General features: G+C 48.5%; 23 protein-coding genes and 2 pseudogenes. 16 read left to right on the forward strand and 9 right to left on the reverse strand.

All coding sequences use genetic code 11. From position 1 onward, the window contains the following. Nucleotides 1–148 precede the first annotated feature (148 nt). From JCM14374_RS08630 to JCM14374_RS08660, 7 genes and pseudogenes are all read right to left on the reverse strand, one after another. A complete protein-coding gene (locus JCM14374_RS08630) occupies nt 149–1,879 on the reverse strand; it encodes a carboxypeptidase regulatory-like domain-containing protein (RefSeq protein WP_054696094.1) in 1,731 nt (576 codons plus the stop codon). 21 nt (nt 1,880–1,900) lie between these two features. Then, nucleotides 1,901–4,408: an S-layer homology domain-containing protein gene (locus tag JCM14374_RS08635; protein WP_054696097.1), complete on the reverse strand. Its 2,508-nt coding sequence runs from the start codon at nt 4,406–4,408 to the stop codon at nt 1,901–1,903. 570 nt (nt 4,409–4,978) lie between these two features. Next, the gene (locus JCM14374_RS08640) at nt 4,979–6,262 is read right to left on the reverse strand and encodes a peptidoglycan-binding domain-containing protein (protein WP_054696100.1); all 1,284 of its coding nucleotides are present in this window, start codon (nt 6,260–6,262) and stop codon (nt 4,979–4,981) included. A 13-nt stretch (nt 6,263–6,275) separates the two neighbouring features. Beyond that, nucleotides 6,276–7,388, reverse strand: a complete 1,113-nt coding sequence (locus JCM14374_RS08645) for an MBOAT family O-acyltransferase (RefSeq protein ID WP_369397327.1) — start codon at nt 7,386–7,388, stop codon at nt 6,276–6,278. A gap of 55 nt (nt 7,389–7,443) precedes the next feature. After that, complete coding sequence (locus JCM14374_RS14695; RefSeq protein WP_054696107.1) at nt 7,444–7,734, reverse strand: hypothetical protein; 291 nt, start codon at nt 7,732–7,734, stop codon at nt 7,444–7,446. Nucleotides 7,735–7,875: 141 nt separating this feature from the next. Further along, nucleotides 7,876–9,146: pseudogene (locus JCM14374_RS08655) on the reverse strand (ArsB/NhaD family transporter). Between the two features lie 297 nt (nt 9,147–9,443). Continuing rightward, the gene (locus JCM14374_RS08660) at nt 9,444–10,190 is read right to left on the reverse strand and encodes a carbonic anhydrase (RefSeq protein WP_242848919.1); all 747 of its coding nucleotides are present in this window, start codon (nt 10,188–10,190) and stop codon (nt 9,444–9,446) included. A gap of 196 nt (nt 10,191–10,386) precedes the next feature. Here JCM14374_RS08660 and JCM14374_RS08665 point away from each other — a divergent pair, with 196 nt between their 5' ends. Further along, a complete protein-coding gene (locus JCM14374_RS08665; protein WP_054696109.1) occupies nt 10,387–11,184 on the forward strand; it encodes a hypothetical protein in 798 nt (265 codons plus the stop codon). A 137-nt stretch (nt 11,185–11,321) separates the two neighbouring features. On the opposite strand, the gene JCM14374_RS08670 is transcribed toward JCM14374_RS08665, so the two are convergent. Further along, the gene (locus JCM14374_RS08670; RefSeq protein ID WP_157049051.1) at nt 11,322–12,674 is read right to left on the reverse strand and encodes an HD domain-containing protein; all 1,353 of its coding nucleotides are present in this window, start codon (nt 12,672–12,674) and stop codon (nt 11,322–11,324) included. Between the two features lie 34 nt (nt 12,675–12,708). Next, complete coding sequence (locus JCM14374_RS08675) at nt 12,709–13,323, reverse strand: TVP38/TMEM64 family protein (protein WP_054696114.1); 615 nt, start codon at nt 13,321–13,323, stop codon at nt 12,709–12,711. Nucleotides 13,324–13,459: 136 nt separating this feature from the next. Between JCM14374_RS08675 and JCM14374_RS08680 the strand changes: the two genes are divergently transcribed. From JCM14374_RS08680 to lonC, 15 genes and pseudogenes are all read left to right on the forward strand, one after another. After that, complete coding sequence (locus JCM14374_RS08680; protein WP_054696116.1) at nt 13,460–14,089, forward strand: CvpA family protein; 630 nt, start codon at nt 13,460–13,462, stop codon at nt 14,087–14,089. A 115-nt stretch (nt 14,090–14,204) separates the two neighbouring features. Further along, nucleotides 14,205–15,591 (forward strand): annotated as a pseudogene (locus tag JCM14374_RS08685) (aminopeptidase). A 104-nt stretch (nt 15,592–15,695) separates the two neighbouring features. Then, nucleotides 15,696–16,727 (forward strand): selenide, water dikinase SelD, encoded by a 1,032-nt coding sequence (gene selD, locus JCM14374_RS08690; protein ID WP_083453979.1) that lies wholly within the window; start codon nt 15,696–15,698, stop codon nt 16,725–16,727. Between the two features lie 26 nt (nt 16,728–16,753). Further along, entirely contained in the window at nt 16,754–16,948 is a 195-nt protein-coding gene (locus JCM14374_RS08695) for a DUF951 domain-containing protein (RefSeq protein WP_054696122.1), read from the forward strand. Between the two features lie 92 nt (nt 16,949–17,040). Then, nucleotides 17,041–17,256 (forward strand): hypothetical protein, encoded by a 216-nt coding sequence (locus tag JCM14374_RS08700; RefSeq protein ID WP_054696126.1) that lies wholly within the window; start codon nt 17,041–17,043, stop codon nt 17,254–17,256. Between the two features lie 199 nt (nt 17,257–17,455). Continuing rightward, complete coding sequence (locus tag JCM14374_RS08705) at nt 17,456–18,832, forward strand: flagellar assembly protein A (RefSeq protein ID WP_054696130.1); 1,377 nt, start codon at nt 17,456–17,458, stop codon at nt 18,830–18,832. Between the two features lie 146 nt (nt 18,833–18,978). Continuing rightward, entirely contained in the window at nt 18,979–19,272 is a 294-nt protein-coding gene (gene rpsF, locus JCM14374_RS08710; protein WP_054696133.1) for a 30S ribosomal protein S6, read from the forward strand. A gap of 23 nt (nt 19,273–19,295) precedes the next feature. Further along, nucleotides 19,296–19,724, forward strand: coding sequence for a single-stranded DNA-binding protein (locus JCM14374_RS08715; RefSeq protein WP_054696136.1), 429 nt, complete (start codon nt 19,296–19,298; stop codon nt 19,722–19,724). Nucleotides 19,725–19,743: 19 nt separating this feature from the next. Beyond that, entirely contained in the window at nt 19,744–19,968 is a 225-nt protein-coding gene (gene rpsR, locus JCM14374_RS08720; RefSeq protein ID WP_054696139.1) for a 30S ribosomal protein S18, read from the forward strand. Nucleotides 19,969–20,092: 124 nt separating this feature from the next. After that, nucleotides 20,093–20,404, forward strand: a complete 312-nt coding sequence (locus JCM14374_RS08725; RefSeq protein WP_242848920.1) for a MazG-like family protein — start codon at nt 20,093–20,095, stop codon at nt 20,402–20,404. A 3-nt stretch (nt 20,405–20,407) separates the two neighbouring features. Beyond that, the gene (locus JCM14374_RS08730; protein WP_054696145.1) at nt 20,408–20,785 is read left to right on the forward strand and encodes a hypothetical protein; all 378 of its coding nucleotides are present in this window, start codon (nt 20,408–20,410) and stop codon (nt 20,783–20,785) included. Continuing rightward, a complete protein-coding gene (locus JCM14374_RS08735) occupies nt 20,736–21,365 on the forward strand; it encodes a DUF2232 domain-containing protein (RefSeq protein WP_054696150.1) in 630 nt (209 codons plus the stop codon). Before JCM14374_RS08730 ends, JCM14374_RS08735 begins: the two co-directional genes overlap by 50 nt. Before the next feature lie 4 nt (nt 21,366–21,369). Then, nucleotides 21,370–21,819: a 50S ribosomal protein L9 gene (gene rplI / locus JCM14374_RS08740; protein WP_054696152.1), complete on the forward strand. Its 450-nt coding sequence runs from the start codon at nt 21,370–21,372 to the stop codon at nt 21,817–21,819. Nucleotides 21,820–21,834: 15 nt separating this feature from the next. Beyond that, the gene (locus JCM14374_RS15780) at nt 21,835–21,966 is read left to right on the forward strand and encodes a hypothetical protein (protein ID WP_369397331.1); all 132 of its coding nucleotides are present in this window, start codon (nt 21,835–21,837) and stop codon (nt 21,964–21,966) included. Next, nucleotides 21,944–23,734 (forward strand): Lon family ATP-dependent protease, encoded by a 1,791-nt coding sequence (gene lonC / locus JCM14374_RS08745; protein WP_369397332.1) that lies wholly within the window; start codon nt 21,944–21,946, stop codon nt 23,732–23,734. The genes JCM14374_RS15780 and lonC overlap by 23 nt, the downstream gene beginning before the upstream one ends. Nucleotides 23,735–23,822: the final 88 nt, after the last annotated feature.

Below are 23,822 nucleotides of genomic sequence, written 5' to 3' on the forward strand. Positions count from 1 at the left end.
CAGGAGATGGATTGCCGGCTTGATTTAAGTATAGGAAAAGCGGGGGAAGATTGCTTCGCTGTGCTCGCAATGACACAATAAAAGGTTACCTTCGGGAATAACCTTACTGTCATTGCGAGGAGCGCAGCGACGCGGCAATCTAATAAGACTAATTTCCTACGCTGCCGTAGTTTTTAGCAAATATAGCAATATCCAATAAATCGATCCTGGCGTCACCGTTCAGATCCCCTGCTTTCATAGATAGCGGCGGAGCACTGACCGCGCTTGTGGATACCGTAATACCGCTGCAAGTCGATCTCAGGAAGCCTTTATGGGTTACTACCACCTGGTAAGTTCCGGGCGGCACGTTGGCAAACTGGTAGTTCCCGCTGGCATCAGTGAAGACCTGCATGGCGGCGGCGCCCGTCGATGAGTTCACCAGGGACACATTGACACCGGAGTCATAACCGTTTTCCAGCTGAACCAGTCCGGATACTGATATACCGTTGTTTACGACCGGGGCCGTCAAGTAAACCTGACCGGCAGTAACCCTCGCGGCAGCCGTTGCGCCCGGGAACAACATTGGCATGGCGGTTTCTACAACACCTTGACCGCATATATCCATTCTGAGCGGACCTACCGGCACGTTTTGATCTACAGTAACTTTAATATTGCTGAAGGTTATGGTACTGGGCTGAGTACTGGAGTACTGGAGCGCAATCGAGTAACCCCAGCGTCCAGCGTTATAATATCTAGATATAGATGAAGGATTAATAACTAAATCACCGGCGGTTACCTGAACCGTAGGGAATGAAGGGGTCACACCCGATGGAAACTGTATTAAAAGGGTATTAGAAGCAGTTGACATCGAAATGGCCCCCGGCATATTCTCGGTAATCGTAATGTTGGGCAGAGCTTGGTCCTGTATCCCGCATATTATTGTGGAAGGTTCAAAACCTGGTTCCAGGGCGGCCGTTACCGGAGCGATAACGGCGGCTGCCTTAACCACACCGGAGGCGCCGGCGCTGCCGCTGACGGTGATATTCAAATCGCCTCTAAAATCAGCTGATAAATCAATCGTACCCCTTCTGAAAATAAAAGCCGAAGCAGAGGTCGAGGGACAAGCAACCACAGCCTGGTATATATTGGGGTGATTACTCATAATAACTCCATTTGGCAATAAGGCATTGCCGCTTGATGTATAAATTGAAGGCACGGTATTCCAGTAAGCCCCTTCCGGCAAAATGAAATTTATGGTTCCGCCGGCTGCTAACTGTCCGGCGCTGTCCTCATTGATGGTAATATCCCCTATAGTCTGGTTCATTTTCCCGGCCATGATGGTGGGATAACTGCTGGATGTTGCATGAATGGCAGGATTGACTACATTTACCGGGGCGGTATAAGCGCCCACCTTCAATGTGGTTACAGAAACGTTGGAAACGCCGCCCACCTGGCAGATAACATCACCCGATAGAGCCGCTAACTGGTCTGTCACTAATATATCTGCCGTCACATTAACCGTGTTAGCGTTTGAGGAAGGAAAATCAGGAGTAAATGCCATAGTTCGTCCGTAATTCAACACCGTACATGAAACGGTCTGCGCGTCATAAACACTGTTAGCGACTGCAGTTCCCCACCCAAAACCGTTGGGAAGCGTCAAGGTCACACCTGGGGTGTTTGGAAGCAGGGAACCGGCTTCGCCTTCTGTTAATGTAATATTCACCGGGCCGCCGCCAATCGAAAATGATGCGGGACAGGGACAGCTAACATCCACTATATTACCGCTCGGAGGGGCACTGCCGCCACCCGAACCTGAACCATCATCAAATGCCATTGCTGGCGCCGCAAAAACGAGCAGGGCCACAAAAATTAAACCGATTAATAATTGCTTTTTCTTCACTATTAAGACCTCCCCAGTAGATTAAAAAGTAATACTTGAATTAACCGCGTTAACACTGGTGTAATTAAGCTGGCTGTCGCATAACCGGGCATTGGCAAAACTCAGTAAGCTGGTGCCCGGAGATAGTACACGGAAACTTATTGAGCCCAGGGTGACCTCCCCGCTAAGACCCGCTGAGTTCCCCTGGCGGGTCAAGACCAGGGTGACGGTGCCGTTGGCGTTATCCGCGGAGGAAACGGCCACAATGGGAAACTGGCTGGTATTGGCGGCAACGCTCAATGCTTCCAGTTTGTTCTTGTCAAATGAGATAGTCACATCGGCTCCGTACAGGTCGCTGGTATAAGACGCTTTAACCGGAATACTGAACTGGCTGCCAGACACACCGGAGGTATCCAGCCATATCCGGTTGGTTCCGCTGCCCCCCGTAACACTCGCGGAAACATTAACCGAAGTGTTAATAAGGACAGGGGTTAGCGTTGAAGGAGTGCTGTTACAAAGGCTGCCTTCCAAAAAGGTGAGATTGCTCATCCCGTTACCAATAACCCTGAAGGTTATGGTGCCGGCTTGGACATTGCCGCTGGCTCCGGCCGTGCTGCCTTGCTTGCTGGCAATCAGGCGAACGGTGCCGGCGCTGTTATCCGCATCGTTGGCGATAACCAGCGGAAAGGCGGAAGTATTGGCCTGCACGGATACCGCTTGCAGGTACTGGTTATTAAAAGATATTTTAAAGCTGACAGCATATATATCAGCAGCATTGTACAGTACAACCGGCAGAGAGAAGATGCTCCCGGTGACAGTACTGGTATCTATGGTCATAGTATTAGCTTGATATGAGGCGGCGCCGCCGCCGCCGCCACCGCCGGCTGGCGCTGTAACGGCAGGCGGGGTGACAACCGGTGTATTAGGGACAGAGTTCATTAAGGTTGCTACTGGAACACCGGTGGCTTGCGACAGCGACTGCACAACGACATGCACAACATTTACTGTTGTTGCCTGCTGCGGCTGATTAACATTATTCTGCTGAACTGGTGTTACCGGCTGGTCGACTGGTATCTCGGGTGACTGGATGGCCGGGGCCAGTGAAGGCGGCAGGTTGTTCTGTATTTCCTGAGCGCGTTCGATTACCCAGTTTGCCACAACCGCCCAGGCCTGTTGCTCAGCCTGGGAAAACGCGGCTGGAGCTGCGGGTGGCGCGCCGCTGGCCGCTACCACGGTTGACTGACCGGTGCTTACGGGTACGGTTTGGCCGCCGGAGATAACCTCAGCGTTGCCGATAATTACGGATGTGCTGCTCTCTCCGCTGGGAGAGACGAAGTTTCCCCAGAAAGTACCCCGGATGGCGGCCACCCCCCAGGGCATATCGACCTTTACCCTAACCTTTTTAGTCTCGGCGGTCTTATACCAGGGCGGGGACTGGTCATTAGCAGCCAGGAGCATAAGCCCCCCATCCTTTAAAGCGGTCAATTTCCTGAAATTTTCGATTATACGGCCGGTTTTCTTTTGGTTGCTTCCCGGCTGAGTTTCCGCATCGTATTTGCTGGCCAGTGCGCCGAAAATTCTGCCCTTCTTCAGGCTGATTTCCAGCTGGTCAACAGCCACGCCGGATGAGCCATCTTTTCTCATATAATTAAAGCCAATCGCCTTATCGATCCGGATTTCCGTATTGGCCTCCAATTGGATACCGCTGCCATCGTCAAAAGTAATCTCGGCTTGACTGTTGTCGCCTGTATTAATTTTAACCCCTGCTTGTACCCGGGTCTCACCTGTGACTTTATTGGCAATTCCGCTGCTGCCGGTGATAATCGCTTCCCCTTTTTTAACTACCAGTTTGCCGGAAAGAGCGGTGTTGCGCAAGGCAGGGCTAACGGTATACATGAAACCAAGACTGCGGGCCATGTCGCCGCGGCGAAATTCCCGGTCGGGGTTAAAGAGTTTATCGGGGGACAGTGTTACCAGGCCCGCGTCAACAGCCGTCACTACCTGACGGTAGGCCCAGTGATTCTGGTTTACGTCGCCGATGGTCATCTTTTCGTCAGAAAGGGCTCCTCCGGATAGGTTCATCAAAAGGGTTACGGCTTCGGCTCTGGTAAGAATGCCCTCAGGTTTGAATGTACCGCCGGGATAGCCTTTGAGCAGCCCGTTTTTAGCCGCGGCCTCTATAGCACCAAAGGCCCAGTAATCAGCGGGCACATCACTAAAGGCCGGGGTTTTGGCCTTAATCTCCGGTAATCCTTTGACTACAGCCAGTATTTTGGCGGTCTGGGCACGGGTTATATTCTCAGCCGGACGGAAACTGCCGTCGGGGAACCCTTTAAATATGCCTTTTTCAGCCATATACCTGACAGAAGGATAAAGCGGGCTTTCCGAAGCAACATCGCTAAAAGAGATTTTATGATTTGGCATAGTCTTATCGTCAGCGCCTGGAATAACTGATGCTGCCTGTACAGGAATAATACCGGCTAATAAAATCGTAATTAACAAGCTGGATAGAAGTATTGTCTTAATATGTTTCCTACGGTAGACAAACATGAAATATCACACCTATCAAAATATTATGTCTATCAAATCCCATACTTCCTTAGCGCGTTCACGAATATTTATTAAACATAACCCAACCCCCCATTACAGCGGAAATAGAATAGTAGTCAGCAGGTACATGCCAAAACGGCTTGGCAAGCCGCTGAAACTTTCTGACAAACCTCCCGTGGCTGCAGGCCGCAAACCATATACGAAAATAGTCACATACGGGATGGGGTACAAGATAAGACCCTGGGAATTTGTGGCTGTTTCCTCATAAATTCCGATTAATATTTCTATATTTTTTTAATAAATCCTTTTCTCTTGTGAAATATCCATAATGAGACAATAATGCAACCGGCGGTTCAGCACAGGAATTTAGGTCCAACCGCGGCGGTTCTAAGGCGGGTGTTTTCAATTCGCACATGTCTTAGCCAAATAAAGAATACTAAACGCCTGCGACCAATCGGACAGGTTTAAAATACGGCGGATGGCGAGGAACAGCTTTACTGATGTGTGCAGAAGAAGTGATAATCGGATTGCGAATGCCAGCACATCGGGAAAAATTACTCTGGTATGATATTAACGTATTGCGTTACATAATTCCTTGAGGAGCGCCCGGGTTTCCGCAGTAGCGATGCCGGTTACCTCCAGCATTTGAGCAGCTTGAAACTCTGCCACCGCGTCTCTGGTTTGTGGGTCGTACACTTTGCCTGCCGGGCATTTATAGCCCAGGGCGATAAGCTGGTGCTTCATTTCCAGGACATCATCACCGCTGAAACCTTCCTTCAAAAAGGATATTTCAAAGGATTGAGCCATGGACTTCAAATGCTGCAATCTGGCCTCAATATTCTTCGCCGTGATTCTATATTCCCCCGTCTGCAGCCCGTCACATATCAAATCTCCGCCCGGGGGCGCGTAATGCACCCGGTCCTTATAATTATCCAGGTTGTCGACAAAGCCTTCCAGGTCGCTGAACATATGGATCTCAACGTTGTTATATCGCAAAAGGGTCAGCATGATATCTTTATGGATGGCTAAATAATCATCGACCGTACCCTCGCGGCAGAGGTCATAGGTATTCAAAATGCTGATACAGGGGATAAAAAACACGAATCTGATGTCAGGATTATCTTCCAGGAAGGGTATGATATGCTCTGCAACCGTTTTCTTGGCTTTAGTGCGGTAGTCAGCCACAGAACCCTTGTCAGCCACCTGGTTATGACGGACATAGAGACTGCGGGCAACGGCCAGGGTGCTGTATTTACTGGTGCTCTGGCTTCGGTCAACCTCAAACACCGGTATCGCGGATGTCTTATCCCGCTTCGCATCGCTGCCGGGCTTAAATTGCTCCCCTAACCGGCGCAATAGTATATATGCGCTCATTGATGTTACGTCTTTATTCAGGACATATTTAACATCATCAAAGGGGTTAGAGTTATAGAGATACAAGGGGATGTCGCCTTCATACTCCATATGCAGATGGGGGAAGTTCAGCTCGTAATAGATGGTCTGCAGATGGTTTCGCTGCAGAGATTCCCGCAGGAACAGGCTGTAGATATTGGGCCGACCCGCAGATTTATTCAGCGCGATAACCTTGCGTCCGGATTGTTGGCTAAGCTTATGACTGGAAATAAAGTTCGACAATGACGAACCGACCAGCACCGCCTTGGCGGGAGTGTTTTTGGCTCGGCCGATAAGCCAGTACATGGCGTATTCCTGGGTATATTTATAGTAAGGCTCCATTCCGGTCAAGGGTGAGTGATACTGCATAAACGGATCAACCATAATATTCAGCGCCATTAATACCAGCAGGCATACAGCTGCCGCCCCCAGGACAAAAGTGACCCATTTCTGCTTGTTCAAAACACCACACCCCCTAAAATGCCTGATAAATGAAGGATGTAATCGACGACATAGATAGTATGGAACACACCAGAAGAACCGCGGTTAACATGCCATTGAGCAACGTGGGTTTAAACTCGATCTCATGCAGGTTCTTAAACAAAAGGAGGATGATAAAGGTGAACGCCAAAAACAACAGCATATCAAGCCCAATGGCCCATGAACCGGAGGGAGCCGAATAAAACAACCGTTTTAGCCAGGTGATTACCGGCAGCTCAAAACATTTCAGCAAGCTATGCGAAACGGCCAGGGATTTTAACTCCGCCATCTTTTTAATCAGAACAAAACCCTGGGTGATAGTATCCGCCCGGAAAAACACCCAGGCAAGGTTGACAAATAAAAAGGTTATAAACCATTGCAAAACCGTATGCAGCTTATTCCAGGCGGGGGCAAACCTTCTGTGCAAGACACTGGCCAGGCCATGCAGGAATCCCCACAGCACAAAGGTCCAGTTGGCTCCGTGCCATAAGCCGCTGATCAGGAAAACGATCATGATATTTGCATAGGTACGAAAGGGCCCCTGGCGGTTGCCGCCCAGAGGGATATAGACATATTTGGTTAGGAACCGGGTTAAGGTAATATGCCATCTTTTCCAGAAATCCTGGATGGACCGGGCTTTATACGGCGAATTAAAGTTGATCGGCAGCTTGATGTTGAACATTAATCCGATACCTATCGCCATATCAGTATAACTGCTGAAGTCAAAATAAATCTGTAAGGTATAGGACAGCATCACAATAAACGCATCCAGAGAAGTCAACGTACTAACCGATCCATAGCCCCAGGTCACCGCCTGGGCAAAAACATCGGCAATAAAGATCTTTTTAGCCAGGCCGATGGTAAACATCAAGATACCATATGCAAAATTATCGTAATTTATACTGTGATTTTTTCTTTCGTTAAGCTGGGGGATGATTTCGTGATGCAAAACGATAGGCCCGGCGATTAAGCGCGGGAAAAAGGCCGCAAAAACGGCATAGTCGAGAAAACTGTAACCCTCGGTTTCCCCCCGGTATGAATCAACCGCGTAAGCTATCTGCTGAAAGGTCAGGAAGCTGATACCCAATGGCAGGATAATGTTTTTCATGGCCAAAGAAGATCGCAACAGCACATTTATATTTTCGATAAAAAAATTGTAGTATTTAAAATAAAACAGTATCAGCAGGTTTAAAGCAATGACAATAAAGAGCAGCCGCTTTTTTGGGGAACGGTTCGCCCGGAGTCCAGCAGCAGCCTGGAAAAAAGTAGTTCAGGAATATGCTGGCGCCAATGATATAGAGATAACTGAGGTTTAAATACGAATAAAAAACCAGGGACATAACCAGGAGCAGGGCTTTGGCCAGCGGAGTCCATCCCCGTTTATTTAACTGATAATAAGCGGTTAATGTGAATGGCAAAAACGCCAGGATAAAAATATACGAGTTGAACTGCAATTTTATACCCTCTGCCAAGTGATAATTGTCGCATCCTCGACTATAATAGCACATGAATGAGTGTGAAGGGGCGTTTAATTGATCGGCAGGGTTCTTTTTTGCTGAATAAACCTACGCGGCGTATTGCTCTCCGCCCTATTCCTATAAATAGAAGACCATTAAATAAATCGTGGAAATGACTATCGAGACCAGCATTAAAGGGAAGGCTATTTTCATATAGCCCAAAAAAGACATGGGATAGCCTTCCCGGGCCGCAATTCCCGAAACAATAACATTGGCCGAAGCCCTATAAGGGTGCCGTTGCCGCCCAGACACGCTCCCAGAGAAAGCGCCCACCATAGAGGCAGTATATTCATGTGGCCAATAGTACCCATCTCTTTTATCAAGGGGATAAAGGTGGCCACAAAGGGTATGTTGTCGATAAAAGCCGAGGCAATGGCGGAAAGCCATAGAATCAGCAAAGTAGAAGCCTTTAAATTACCATTGGTTACTGCAACCGCGGCCCGGGCCAGATCCTCAATGATTCCCACCTTTTCCAGAGCTCCCACCAGGATAAACAGGCCGATAAAGAAGAACAAGGTGGCCCATTCTACGCCTTGCAAAACATCTTCCGGATCTTCGCGGGTTATAAGCAGTAGAAAGGCGGCCCCGGTAAGCGCTATCGCGGCCGGTTCCAGACGGAGAGCGGAATGGCTTACAAAACCCAATATTACAAGACCTAAAAGCAGCAGGGACTTATTCATAAGCGGGCGGTCCTTTATAGCGTCTTCCGGGTTCATATCCATGAGCATGGCCTTATTTTCATCGCTGGTCTGCAGCTGTTGGCCGTAAATCAGCTTTAACAAGAAAATCGTAACTATAAATATCACGATTACTGCCGGGGTTAGGTTGCAGATGAAATCCATAAAGCTCAGATTGGCGGCACTGGCGATCATAATATTGGGGGGATCGCCGATCAAGGTCGCGGTTCCGCCAATATTTGAGGCCATTATTTCCGCGATAAACACAGGAATGGCGTTAATCTCCAAAGCGTCGCATATGGAAATGGTAACCGGGACAATCAGCAGAACGGTGGTAACATTGTCAAGGAAAGCCGAGGCAATTGCGGTTACGATGCCGAGGGCTATCATGGTTTTAACCGGGTCGCCGCCAGTTTTATGGGCGGCCTTGATGGCCGTGTATTCAAAAACACCGCTTTTGCGGGTGATGCCGATGATGATCATCATTCCTGTCAAAAGGCCGATGGTATCAAAATCAACTTTCCCTATGGCTTCGCTAAAGTCCAGGATACCCAGCACCACCATAAGGGTTGCCCCCGCCAGGGCTATAACCGTACGATGAATTTTTTCGGAAATGATTACTGCGTAGACTAATAAAAAGAGTACGGCTGAAAACCAGACCTGCCAATTCATTGCTTCATCCCCGCGCGTAAAAGTAAAAACATAGACAGCCCTTTTGTAGATTAACCCGTTGACAAAAGACTCATTCTGAATTATATAGCAAACCTGTCCAAGATGGGTAATTTTCTTAAAGAGTTATCATCTCAACGCTGGCACTTAATATTATGTACGGTAACTTATGGCGCGCCTAACGCGAGTTATCACGCCTTGCCTTCCTAGCCTGGCAAGGTGTATAGCTCTTTAATTAAGCCCTAAAATCAAGGCATAAAAAACCGGGGTCATTTAAGACCCCGGTTTTAATGCTTGAGTTTATTCTTTATTAAAGGTTACTTCTCCGCTGGTAAGATGGTATTTTGCACCTACGATCTTCAAATGGCCTTCCTTGACCAGTTCTTCGACTACAGGGCTCTTTTCGATTTCAGCAATAGTTGCCAGGATATTCTCGTCAGCGGCCTTTTCATACAGGGCATCTCCTTTGGCTCCGGCAGCCTTGGCTTTATCCGCCGAGGGCTTAATTTTTTCTACGATGGCTCCGATGCTGCCGGGAGCTTCGCCGCCGTCAACCGTAGCTTTGACCGCGCCGCATTTTTCATGACCCAGAACTACCAGAAGCGGGGTTTTCAGGTGTTCTACCCCGTATTCAATACTGCCCAGGGCCACCGGATCAACGACATTGCCGGCCACGCGTACCACAAAAATATCGCCTAAACCCTGGTCAAATATGTATTCCGCCGGGACGCGGGAGTCCGAACAGGTCAAAACCACCGCAAAAGGCTTTTGCCCTTTGGCAGCCAGAAGGCCGCGTTTCTCGCTCCCCAGGTCCTGCTTCATTACCTGGCCGGATACATAACGCTGGTTGCCTTCTTCCAGCAGCTTGAGGGCATCTTCAGCAGAAGCAACTGTCTCCGCCCGGGTGTATACCTTTTCCTTTTCAACTACAGGGGTTTTAGCCGAATTCGGTTCGCTTTTTTGAGTGTTGCAGCCCGCTGCCGCAACCATGGACAAAACGAGAACCAGCACTAGAAGATAAAGACTTGATCTGCTTCTTTTTCTCAATTCCGACACCTCCAAAAAATTTTTATGGCTGCTTAAATTCTATAAAAATTAACCAATTCCTTCTTTACCCAAAAGGTTATTCCAATTAGGCCCTAACCTTCCTTTGGCAATCCAGACCCCCGCCTGGCAAAATGGTCTAATTTGCGCCATTAACGAATAGAAATAAATTCAGTACAAGCTATTATGGAGGGGTTATATGCTGGTCATAAACGTGCGTAAATACGGGTATTTAATAGGGCTTATTACCATATTCCTGGTATCCATACCCATACTCAACTGGATAAATAACGATCAACCGACTGATAAAACACGCCCTGCAACACCAGCCGAAACGGTCCTGAAAGGAGAATATCTGCCGTGGGAAGAGGTCAACCGGCTGTTTCCCAAGTTCGCTTACGGTGCGGTAATTGATTTTGAGAAAAAAGAAAAATTTGCGGTGCAGCGCCGGGGCGGGACCTATCATGCCGATGTACAGCCCCTGACCGCCCGCGATACAAAAATAATGAAAGATATCTTTGACGGAAAATGGACCTGGAAAAGACGGGCGGTAATTGTAGAACTTGAGGATGGACGCAAGATCGCGGCTTCTATGAATGGCATGCCGCACGGCCAGGGGGCCATAAGGGGCAATAAATTCAACGGTCATTTCTGCATTCATTTTCGGGACAGTAAAACCCATATAGCGGGCAAAGTGGACACTGCCCATCAACTGATGATATGGAAGGCGGCCGGACTGCTTGAAGCCAAGCGAAAAGAACTGAAGGCCGGGGAAAGTCTGAAGGTTTTCATCGCGGCGGTGGATCAGGGAGAGAAGAACCTGGTTTTAAACATGCTGGAGGGAGAGGGAAAAAACGAACTGGCGAACAGGCTTCAGACCCTGGATTATATAAAGCTCGTCAATATCACGGCAAACGGCGCCAACCAGTATAGAGCGGAAGTGAGGTTCAGCTTTGATAAAAACGCCTGCTCAATACTCCAGGTGTTTACAAATTAAGATGATAAAATGCGACCAGGGTTGGCTGGTACCCACAACAGCAATACAAGCCTTGCTGGACGGGAAGAGCCGGGTAAAAACAGAGACCGCATTAAAATTCTATGAAGATGAGGAGAATTAAAATTTCCGGCGGAAACTTAAGGCAGACCGCTCTGGTACGACTGCTGAGCCACCAAAAGCAGACGGGAAGCGGTTTTGGTTCGCAGCTGGTTTACATCCAGGTCATTGATCCGAATCCGTTCCAGCCCGTCGGCATCCTTAAAAACCTGGTAAAGCTTGAAAGCCTCAGCGGGATTTGCTATTGCGTATGAAGTCAACAAGCCCCTGGCCTCCGCATCGCTTACGCAGTGATTTTCCATAATAAAACGCAAGGTCTCCAGGGATTCCTGATCGGTATAAGGACATATGCCCAGAAGCTGCATTTTTTTAAAGCTTTCCCGCCCGTGCTCTGGATCGAAATTATCATTGGAACGGCCGATATCGTGAAAAAGAGCCGCCTGGCAGATAATTTCCCGTTCGCTGTTGTTCAGGGATTCGTAATGGGACAGAATAAGGCATAGCAGCAGCACCCGCCGGGTATGGCCGAGGCCGTGTATGCCATGGGGGCGGTGAAAGTATTCGGCCTGTAAACGGTCGGCATAATAGGCAAAGGAGGTAAAAACGCCGGCCTGTTTTAATTCCGGTTCAATATCTTCGAATTTTACAAGTTCCACGGGGTTAATCTCCTGTACGTCGCCTGGGTAAGCGATGATTTCTTTTTCCCGGCGGTCTTTTATATAAGCCACCACCTTGTCAAGCGGAAGATAGCCCTTTAGTACCCGGCCCTGCCAGCGCCAGGCATATAATACGGCAATGTTGATATCCGTACTCCAGGAAGTAGCTGATTCTATGCTGGCGTGAACCGGCTCCCCCCGGTAAACCGTGATGCGCCCCAGGTCATCCACCGGCGAAAGGGTTAGAGGCTCAGGGCGCAGCCCCTTAATATCAGCGATGAACTTGGGGTTGATATCCTCTAATTTATAAGCGCAGCGTGAAAATATATACCAAAAAATCTGATATCTTTCTTCAGGGGGAATCTCCGTATAAAGGTCAAGGTAAGCCTTTAATGCCAGCTCGGGTTTGATAAGTTTAAAAAGATTTTTAAAATCGCGCTGCTGCAAACAATAGTCCAGACGGGCTTTTTCAAAACGAATCAGCTGCGGAATCTGCAAGGTATCCAGGGTATTAATATTAAAGGCAGGAAAGTCCAGCATAAGCAGATCACGGTAATATATATAACTGGCCCAGGGCTGATAACGATGAAAATAGAAATCAGATAAATTCAGGTTTTCGTTTTCCAGATAGGCCCTGCATTCCTCGAAACGAAACGTTTCCGGGCGAAATTTCATTAAGGCCAGGTCATTTACGGAATTTATAATATTCAAGATATTTTTAGTTCGGTTGTTAAGCACTTCTTCGAGTTTCAAGCGGGGGTCTTCCTTTCGCCGCATTGTGTCAGTCAGGCCTGGAACGGCTGGTTATCTGTTAATCTGAATCACTGCTCCGGGTAGCGATGTTGAAACCTTTCTTTTTCCCTAAAAAACGGCCTATGGCCAGCATAATAATAATAGCGCATATAATCAGCAGGGTAAGTCTTGTATCCTTCATGCCGAAAAGGCTTACTCCCAGACCGGTATATAAGACCGCTGTGGGCATCTTGCCGAGGGTTATCGAAACCAAAAAATTGCGAAACGATATGCCGCTTAACCCTGCCGCCGCATTCACTACCGGGGAAGGAACCAGGGGAATGCACAGCGCCACCGCAATAGTCCAAAAAGCGGTTTCTGGTTTGATGTCTTTCAAATCATAATGAAAGCGGTCTTTAATCTTTTGCCGGGCCCAGTCAGCTCCAGCTGCTTTGCATATCCAGAAGCAAATGCATGACCCGGCTACGGCCCCGGCCCAGGATAAAAGCAGTCCGCCTTTAAAACCTAATAAGGCCCCGGCTAGAGCTGCCAGCACTATATAAGGGAAAACAGGCAAGACGGCTTGGATTACTAATCCTATAAAAAGCACTGCCGGAGCAAACATGCCCAAAGATCTTAAATCATAGCCAAGGTTAACCAGATGGGCGTGATTAAGGCTGTTTATAAACTCCATAAGTTCCTCCTGATCTTAAATCAAACATATCAAGGCCGTGCAGGGTTGTCAAGAAAGGCCTGGAAACATCATAAAAACTTGGCCTGCTGAAGGACTGTGTTATAATAAGGATTATTCAGGTATTCAAGGTGAATTCATGCAGTTTAACGCGCTGGATTATATTATAGCAGCATTGGTTCTGCTGGCCTTGATCAGGGGGCTTAGGCAGGGTCTGCTGGGAGTTTTGAGCGGAATCGCAGGCATTATTGCGGGCTTCATTCTGGCCGGGATTTTTTCTCATGACCTGGCGGCCTGGTTAGACAGCGGCCTGGGGATTACAAAACTGCTTTCCGCCCGGCTGGAGGATGCCCTGCCATTAGCGGCGCTGGCGCCCGAACCGGTGTCAAAGCTGCCGGGTTTAAGCAACCTTTGCCAGGAGGCCGCAACCTTCCTGGCAGGCAATATACTGGAGATAGTATCCTTTTTACTCTTAATTATTATCGGCAGCCTGGCGGTTAAGTGGATCGCCGGGGGGTTAAGCCAGCTGGTTTCCGGGACGCTTTTTTCACATTTTAATCGAGTTCTGGGGGGGGTTCTGGAAGCGGTCAAAGTGGTTTTTATTATGGTTATTTTACTGGGCCTGATTGCGCCTTCCCTGGAATTGGGAGAAAGCATGGGCTTGCCGGCCGCAAAAAGCATGTGCGGGTATATTGATCATTCGGTTATATGCGGAATCTGCAAAGATATTTTTGTATGGGGCAAAGACTGGATGAGTCTTGATGCATAGCTTTTTTCGCCGTTCAGGAAAAATGAAGGTAAAGATATTAAGGAGGTAATTTGTTTTGGCTGACAATAAGGAAGATCTAAAACGTAATGCGTGGCGTCGCCTGGATAAACGGGACATGAAGAAAGCGGAACAGATCAGCCAGGGCTACCTGGATTTTCTGAGCCGGGCCAAAACTGAACGCGAAGCTGTCGATTATATTCTGGATATCGCGCGTCAGCGCGGCTTTGAAGAATTAGAGAGCATCAAATCTTTAAAGCCGGGGCAAAAAATCATTTTTAAGGATAAAGGAAAGGTTTGCGCTCTGGTGGTCATAGGCAGTGAACCGCTGGAAAAAGGCTTTAATCTGGTGGCGTCACATATTGACAGCCCCCGTTTGGATCTCAAAGCCCACCCTGTCTATGAAGCTGACGGACAGGTTTTGCTTAAAACCCACTATTACGGCGGGATCAAGAAGTACCAGTGGCTGGCTATTCCCCTGGCCCTGCATGGGGTAGTCGTAAAACCTGATGGGCAGATCATTAAGATAAATATAGGGGAGAAGGCGGATGATCCGGTCTTTACCATCTCTGACCTCCTGCCCCATTTAGCGGCTGAACAAATGGAAAAGAAAATGTCTGAGGCCATCAAAGGCGAGGGACTTAATGTACTGGCTGGCAGCCGCCCCGGCAGCGAAGAACGGGAACCGTTCAAGAATTATATCCTGAATATACTGCAAGAAAAATACGGCATAGCGAAGATGATTTTACCAGCGCGGAGTTGGAGCTGGTTCCGGCGGGAATGGCCAGGGAAGTAGGCTTGGACCGCAGCATGATAGCGCTTATGGCCAGGATGACCGGGTATGTGCGTATGCTTCACTGCAGGCGGTATTGGAAGCAGATAAACCCCAGCGCACGGCGGTCTGCCTGTTTATTGACAAGGAGGAAATCGGCAGCGTAGGCAATACCGGCTTGCAATCATTGATACTAGAAAACCTGACGGCTGAACTTTTGCATAAAGCGGGGAAAAACGATTATTACAGCCTGCGGCAGTGCCTGGCTCTCTCCTATGCTCTGTCAGCGGATGTCAATTCAGCGGTTGATCCTAATTACCCGGATGTTTTTGAGAAGATGAACAATAGTTTTATGGGTAATGGCATTGTGGTAACCAAATATACCGGCGCCCGGGGCAAATCCGGGTCAAATGACGCCAACCCCGAATTTTTAGCGCGTATACGACAGATGCTGGATAAAAACGCGGTTGCCTGGCAAACGGGCGAACTGGGAAAAGTGGACATAGGCGGAGGGGGAACCGTAGCCCAGTACATTGCGCGCTATGGTATGGAAGTAATCGATTGCGGCGTGGCCGTACTGGGGATGCATTCGCCGTTTGAAGTAGTCAGCAAGGCTGATGTGTATATGGCTTGCCGCGCTTACTATGCTTTTATGCAGTCTTTTGGCCAAGAACACACCCCGCCGCAAAAAGAAGCTCATAGTGCGCCTCGGCGCAGGAGCCCCAGGAAATAGACAGCCACAGATATACACAGATTTAGCCGCAGATGCACACATCTGTGTTAATCTGTGTTGAATCGAACCCCGAACCTGTTCTCCATTCTAAGGAGGTGATCGGGATGATGCGTTTGACGCAGATGGTTCGCGCCGCCGGTTGAGCGGCCAAGATAGGACCGGGGGTCCTGGATAATATACTGGCGGGTTTAAAGATACCGGGGCATCCTGATCTCCTGGTAGGCTTTGAAACCCGTGACGATGCCGGAGTATACAAACTAAACGAAGATACCGCCCTGATTCAGACCCTTGATTTTTTTACTCCTATGGTTGACGATCCTTATGATTTCGGGCAGATTGCGGCTGCCAATGCTTTAAATGATGTTTACGCCATGGGGGGGCGGCCCTTGCTGGCTATGAATATCGTCTGTTTCCCCGAATGCGGAGAACTGGAGCTGTTAAAGGAAATACTGGCGGGAGGGCTGGCCAAGATTAAAGAAGCCGGAGCCTTGCTGGTTGGCGGGCACAGCGTGGACGACAATGAACCCAAATACGGGCTGGCGGTAACCGGGCTGGTAAAACCTTCGCGCCTGATCGGAAACGGAGGAGCCCGCAGCGGCGATATGCTGTTTCTGACCAAACCACTGGGCAGCGGCATCATAACCACTGCCATGAAAGCGGAAATGGCTTCCGGTGAAGCCAGCCGCGACGCTATCCAGTGGATGAGCACTCTCAATCGCGCCGCATGTGAAGCCATGCAGGAAGTCGGCGCTCATGCCGCCACCGATGTAACCGGATTTGGCCTGGCAGGCCACCTGTTGGAAATGGCCGCCAGCAGCCAGGTGCAAATAGAGGTATTTGCTGACAAATTGCAGTTCATGCGCGAAGCCCGCGATTACGCAGGAATGGGATTGATACCTGGCGGAGCTTACCGCAACCGGGATTATATGCAAGACCGGGTGGAATATCAGGGCAAGATTGACCCGACCGTAATTGATCTCATCTTTTCCCCGGAAACATCCGGCGGCATGGTCATAGCCATCGCTGAGGAAAGGGCTGATTTATTCAAACAGGCATTGCGGGAACGAAATTGCCCGGTTAATATTATCGGCCGGGTCAGGGAGAACCAATCCCATAAAATAACGATAAGCGGATAAGCCTGACTTTACGGGGAGAGAGAAATTTGGAACGCAAAGAATTTAAGCTGGGCGACATTGTGCGTATGAAAAAACAGCACCCCTGCGGCAGTTATAATTGGGAAGTTGTCCGTATGGGCGCAGATATCAAGATCAAATGCCAGGGCTGCCAGCGCCTGGTCATGCTTCCGCGCCTGCAGTTTGAAAAACGGATGGTTCGGGTGGAAAAGTCTGCAGAATAACTATTTTACTGAGGTCTGCATATACTTAATACAGGAATGTATCTGGATAGAAGATAGTTTGTCCGGATCAGGCATTAAAGGGGTGGGATGACGTGAAGCTTAAGCTGGTTTCTTCTGTCGGCTTTAATCCCGGAGACCTGGTAACGGTAAAAAACATGCCCAGGGAAGAACATTTCTGCATAATCGCGATTAAGAAGGGAGAGAACGGAGAGCCTATGGCCCTGCTGAAGGCTTTATTCAATGATACCTATATTATAGAAAAACCGGTCGCTGACCTTGTTAGTTTGCTGGTTAAGGGCAGACTCTGACAACATCAGCATAGTCCATCGCCTGAAAACCGACCCTTAACATAGCACGCCAGATTATCTCCAAAAAACAGCCAGCCTATTATTACACTCAAAAGGAAAACATGCTATAATACAACAGAATTTAACTATGAGGGGCTTTTGGCCGTGGATTCCCTGGTTTTTATTGTGCCAGTCTATCCTTACAGGAGGCGCTTTTCCAGTGAGTATTAATAATAATATGCTTAATGAGTCAATAGGTATATATATCTCCCCTGACAATATGAAGGTTTGGCTGCGCACCAGGCCAGGGGAAAGCCATACCGCCTCGGAAATTTTGGCGGCATTAGAAGCCCAGGGGATAGTGCATGGCATAAACCATTACAGAATTGAGGAGCTTTGCACGCGCGGCGAGGTTATTAATGAAATGATTGCTGAAGGGACTCCTCCTACACCCGGCGAAGACGGTCAGATTAGAACTATATATGAAAAACCGGATCTTCATCCGCAAATTAATGAAAATGGACAGGCCGATTTTTATAATTTGGGGGGCATTATACAGGTCAAAGAAGGCGAACTGCTGGCGGTCAGGAAACCGGCTACTCCCGGACTGCCGGGGTTAAACGTAAAAGGCGATCTGTTAGACCCTGTACCCGGGAAGAATGTGGAATTCTCCGTCGGCAAGGGCGTGGTGATAGAAGGCGATACTGTCAGGGCAAAATACCAGGGAGCATTGTCCTGGCAAGGGTCCCGGATAGGAGTGACCCGCTTATACATAGTGGACAGCGATGTTGATTTTTCAGTGGGAAACATTAATTTTCAGGGAAAAGTCCTGATTTCAGGCTGGTTAAGAGATGGCTTCAAGGTTGAGGCGGACGAGGATATAGAGATACTGGGAGGAATAGAAAACGCGGTGGCGATTTCCCGTAACGGGTCGGTAATAGTTCACCGCGGTATAAGCGGGCGGGGAGGGGCTGTAGTTAAGGCCGCGGTTAACATAGAAGCCCGCTATATACAGGACGCCACTATCGAAGCGCAAGAAAACGTTGTGGTAAGTGAGTATGTAACCCGGGCCAATATAAGAACGGGCAGCGCTTTGTTGCTGCATGGCAGGCGCGGAAAGATAATGGGACAGAATTACATTGAAGCTGGAGCCCGCATTCATGTTAATTCCATTCAATCTGATAAAGATATGCAGTTAATAGTCAAGGGTTTTGACCGTAATGCCCTTATCGAAGAGATAAAACGCATAAATATAGAAATAAAAGAAGACGAAGAGAGGATTCGGTCTCTGTCGGGCAAAATACGTGAATTAGCCCAGAATAAAACCCCGGAAGTACTTGAGGTGTTGCGAAAAATAATACCTGCCTACAGTCAGCTTTTGGAAAAAATCGATGACGCCAAAGAGGAACGGGCCAAGATCATCAGCAGCCTGAAATTGACCCGGGGGGAAGGAATGATAGTAGTCAGGGACCGGGTTGACCGGGGCACCTTATTGCGCATAAAAAATGAAGCGTTGCAATTACGCAGCGACTTGCGCAATACGATCATGTATTATGATAACGAGGAAAAAAGGATAATTATTATTGACAATTCATAGGTTTTTGCCGTGCCTTCACCAAATTAACAACAATATTCTTGCGTCGTTTCCCTTAAACTGGTATAATCTAATGGTCCCTGCCCCGGATTTAGTTCGGGGCCATTCTTGTGCTGACAGCACAAGTTAGTCCGAAGGGAGGTGTAAAGGTGCGCGCGTATGAGATGATGTTCGTTCTCAAGCCGGACCTGGAGGAAGAACAATTCGCGGAAACGAAGGACAGGCTTAAAAAAATTATAGCCGATTTCGGGGGCGAATTTATCCGGGAACTGGACGGTTGGGGAAAAAAACGTCTCGCTTATGCCGTTGAAAAGTATACGGAAGGCATTTACACCGTATGGCACTTCAATGGCAAGCCTGAGACCGTTCAGGAACTGGACCGGGTCATCAAAATATCAGACAGGTTCTTGCGCCACATTATTGTCCGACAGGATGAAAAATAGCGCTGGTAATCGGGGGGAGAATCATGCTGAATAGAGTAATTCTAATAGGTCGTCTGACCCGCGACCCGGAATTGCGGTATACTCCGCAGGGAACAGCGGTATGCCAGTTTACCCTGGCCATTAACCGCAAATTTAACCGGGAACAAACTGATTTCATTGATATAGTGGTCTGGAGACAGGCTGCGGAACATTGCGCTCAGTACCTGAGCAAAGGGCAGCTGGCAGCTGTTGAAGGCCGATTGCAGGTCCGTACCTATGAGGGACAGGACGGACAGAAACGCAAAGCAACTGAGGTAGTTGCCGATGATGTCAGGTTTTTAAGCAAACCGGGATCGGGTTCGGGCAGTGAGCATGCTAAACCCCGCAGTGATAACTGGAGTGATTTGGGACGCGAAGTCACTGCAGATGAAGTGGTGGATTACATGGAGTCTGACGAAGAGGTGCCATTCTAAGGCATAGGAGGGAATAAGCTTGAAAAAGGAACGGAGGAAGAAGAGGCGGCAGTGTAATTTCTGCGCCGATAAGATAGAATCAATCGATTATAAGGAAATTGGCCGCCTGCGCCGTTATGTTACCGAGCGCGGCAAAATTTTGCCCCGCAGGATTACGGGCAATTGTGCCCATCATCAACGGCAGTTAACCGTAGCCATTAAGAGAGCGCGCACTATGGCTCTCTTGCCTTATACGGCTGAATAGAAAAAGTGTTACAGGGCTCTCGCCAGCGAGAGCCCTTTTTTAATGCTGAATCCTATCCTTCTTTCAGGCAGGAAAAGATTGCCCATTTGCAGAATTCCTAAACAGGAGGTGGGAGTTTTTGCGGGTGAAAAATAGAGAACTGGATATAGCTAAAAATTTAAAAATGATTGATTGGCTGAAAGCCGAATTGATAGATGCGGTTGCCGAGCTGTTCAAATCATTGTTAAAATCGGGAAGTGAAGCAGTCAGTGACGCTCTGGCCACGATAATTATCCTGGCATACCTTTTGGGTCAGCGGGTGGGCCTTAGTTTCAGCAGCATAGACCAGCGCATACGCAGCAAGCTGCATATAAGCCTGGAGGACTCCCTGGGCGGAGATGAATGGCAGGAAAACCTGTCCGAATTACTGGTCTATCTGGAAAAAACAAAGAGGTGACGAATGGCATCATTTATTTTATTCTCATTATTGAGCCTGACTCTGGCTTATATCATGGCAGGATGGGCGGCGGCCGCTCTTCTAACAGCCATAGCCTGGGGTGCGGTAATGATTACTGCGGCATTGTATTTAAAACGCGCCAAGCTCTTGTCTCTATATGGGTTAAACCTGTTGTTAATCTATTTTATTGGCGGCAGCGACACCCTTATTTACCTGTTCAGCTTTTTGCTGGCCATATTGCTGATGAGCTACCTGGTCTGGCGGGGCGGGAATTACTACGAAGTACAAAAAGGCGGGCATCAGCGCGGTGATTCTTCTGATGTCCGTCTTTATGGGTATGGTCTACTATCAAAACGGGGATCTGAGACAGGAAAATCTTAAAAAAGAATTTAAACGCTATATAGAACCCAGTATGCAATTTTATGAAAAAGAGGGACTGCTAAAGTTTGACCAAGAAACAGGTTTTACCCGCCAAGAACTTGAAAAAAGCATGGCGCAATATATCGATTTTATAAGCAGGCATCTGCCGGCCATTTTCTATCTTCAGGCTGTTATGGTAATATTTTTTACGCTGCTTTTAGCCGCTTTTGTAAACCGGAGGAGAGGTGATGAACGTCTAAAGAAGAAACCTTATTCCGAGGAGATTATGCCCTGGCAGCTGGTCTGGGTAGCGATTGGCGGCCTGGCTCTGACTTTATGGGGCAAAAATCGCTCGGTCCCGGTTTTCTATAGCGGCACAAATATTCTGGCAGTAATAATGCCCATTGCCTGCTATTTCGGCCTGGCCGCGGTAATATTTCAACTGCAAAGAACCAGGGAAGTATACCGGCGGTGGCTTACTGCAGCCTTGGTAGTTTTAAGCATATTCTTTCTGCCATCGGCGGTGGTATTTTTAAGCATAGTAGGTTTGTTTGACGCGCTGCTGGACTATCGCAGAATACGCATAGAAAAGGGGGAGTAACCCGATGAAGGTAATTTTGAGCCGGGAAGTCAAAAACCTGGGCAAAGAGGGTGAAATCAAGGAGGTTGCGGATGGGTATGCCCGAAATTATTTAATTCCCAAGGGATTAGCCAGGGAGGCCACGACCAGCACCCTGAAAGAAAGCGAGGAAAAGAAACTGCAGGTCCAGAAGAAAAAGGACCGCGAAAAAAATGATGCTGAAAACCTGCGGGACAAGTTAGCGGGAAAAACCGTGCAGATACAGGCTCGTTCCGGGGGCGGCGACAAACTGTTCGGAGCGGTTACCGCCAAGGAAATTGCTGAAAACATTAAGAGCCAGTACGCGGTAGACCTCGACAAGAAAAAAATCGACCTTGGCGAACCGATCAAACACCTGGGTGAATACCGGGTGAAGCTCAAAATATATCCCTCCGTGCAAACAGAAATCACAGTAAAAGTGGTAGCAGCGGAGTAGTCCGGGAGGCAGAAGTTGAAGCAGTATCTGGTGAAACAAAAGACCAGGAAAAGCAGCAGGCTTAATCAGGAACAGGAATTAAACCTCAGAATAGAATCTATCTACCAGCACCTGGATCAGATTTATGGCACCCAGGCTGATACTTAAAGCCAGTAAGATGAACGCAATTGACTTGATGGGTTCAGAACTCATCAGTGACCGGGTTCTGGCCCTTTTGCGCATATTAGCTCAGGATCCGTCTATCTCATCTTTGGACGAGGAAAATATTCCTGATCTCATGGACCAACTGGAGGCGCAGCTGGCCGAGGTTTATGCGCGTCAGATGGTGGAAGACCGCCTGGAACAAATGATCCAGGACAAAATTGACCAAAAATATAGCGAATATATAAGGGATATTAAGCTCGAAATCCTGAAAGAACAAAAACCCAGTTCAGAAAACGCCTGGACCTTAAAAAAGCTGGGGCGTTTGGAAAAAATGGAATGCACCACGCTGGCGCGTTCGGCTTTGGAAATACTCAGGCCGTCTTCTCTGGACGAAGTTATTGGCCAGGAAAGCGCGGTCAAATCATTGCTGGCCAAGTTAAACACCCCCTATCCGCAGCACATTTTGTTGTACGGGCCGCCGGGAGTGGGCAAAACCACCTGTGCCCGTCTGGTTTTGGAGATGGTGCGCGGTCGCCAAAAGAGCATATTTTCTGCGGATGCGCCCTTTGTGGAAGTGGACGGCACCACCCTGCGCTGGGACCCACGCGAATCTACCAATCCTCTGTTGGGTTCGGTTCACGATCCCATCTACCAGGGAGCGCGAAAGGAACTGGCCGAAGAGGGCATCCCTGAACCGAAACTCGGACTGGTTTCAGAAGCCCACGGAGGAATTCTCTTCATTGATGAAATTGGAGACATGGAACCCATCCTGCAGAGCAAACTTTTAAAGGTCATGGAGGACAAACGGGTTTATTTTGAGTCATCATATTATGATCCCCATGATGAACGCATTCCCCGTTATATCAAACAGATGTTTGAACAGGGAGTGCCGGCCGATTTCGTTTTAATCGGGGCTACTACCCGCAACCGCGAGGAAATTACCCCCGCTTTCCGTTCGCGCTGTATGGAAGTGTTTTTTGAGCCTTTAAGCAGTGAGAATATCAAACAGATTGTCAGAATGTCTGCGCGCAAGCTCAAAATATTTATTGATTACGGCGTGGAGGATATTATCGCCGAGTATACATCCGAAGGCCGGGGCGCCAATAAAATCCTGGTCGATGCCTATGCCATCGCTTTAAATGAAGAAACCGCCGCAGCCCGTGTTAAGGTCAAAGCAGAGCACATTTATGAAGCCATTCAGAACAGCCGTCTGGCCCCGCACACCTGGAACAAAGCCGGCAGAGGCGCTGAAATCGGCAGGATTTTTGCTCTGGGAGCCTGGGGTTATCACGGTACCCTGATGGAGATGGAAGCAGTGGCATTCCCGGCTGAAAACCCGGGAGAGGGAAAAATCCGCTTCAATGATACCGCGGGAAGCATGGCTCGGGATTCAGTCTTTAACGCCGCTTCGGTTTTACGTAAAGAATGCGGAGTGAATCTGAATATTTATGACCTGCACATAAACATTGTGGGCGGCGCCAGGGTGGACGGACCTTCGGCAGGGGCTGCCATTTACCTGGCTATATACAGTGCGGTTAAACAAATACCCATCCGTCAGGATATCGCCATCACGGGAGAATTGTCATTGCAGGGCAAAATTAAACCGGTGGGGGCTTTATACGAAAAAATATGCGGCGCCCGGCAAGCCGGCATGCAAAAAGTCCTCATTCCTTATGAAAACCTGAAGGATATCCCCATAAATATAGAGGGCATTGAACTGATCCCTATCGAAAACATAGGCCAGGCCCGTCAGCACGTATGTATAGAATAACCATAAAAGCTGCTGTTTGCGCGTTTTACAACCATTACAGCAACATGAACCCGTAATAACGGGTTTATTTTTTTAAGGCAAACCTGTC

This window comes from Syntrophomonas palmitatica JCM 14374 (assembly GCF_001311885.1).
GTDB classification, from domain to species: Bacteria; Bacillota; Syntrophomonadia; order Syntrophomonadales; family Syntrophomonadaceae; genus Syntrophomonas_A; species Syntrophomonas_A palmitatica.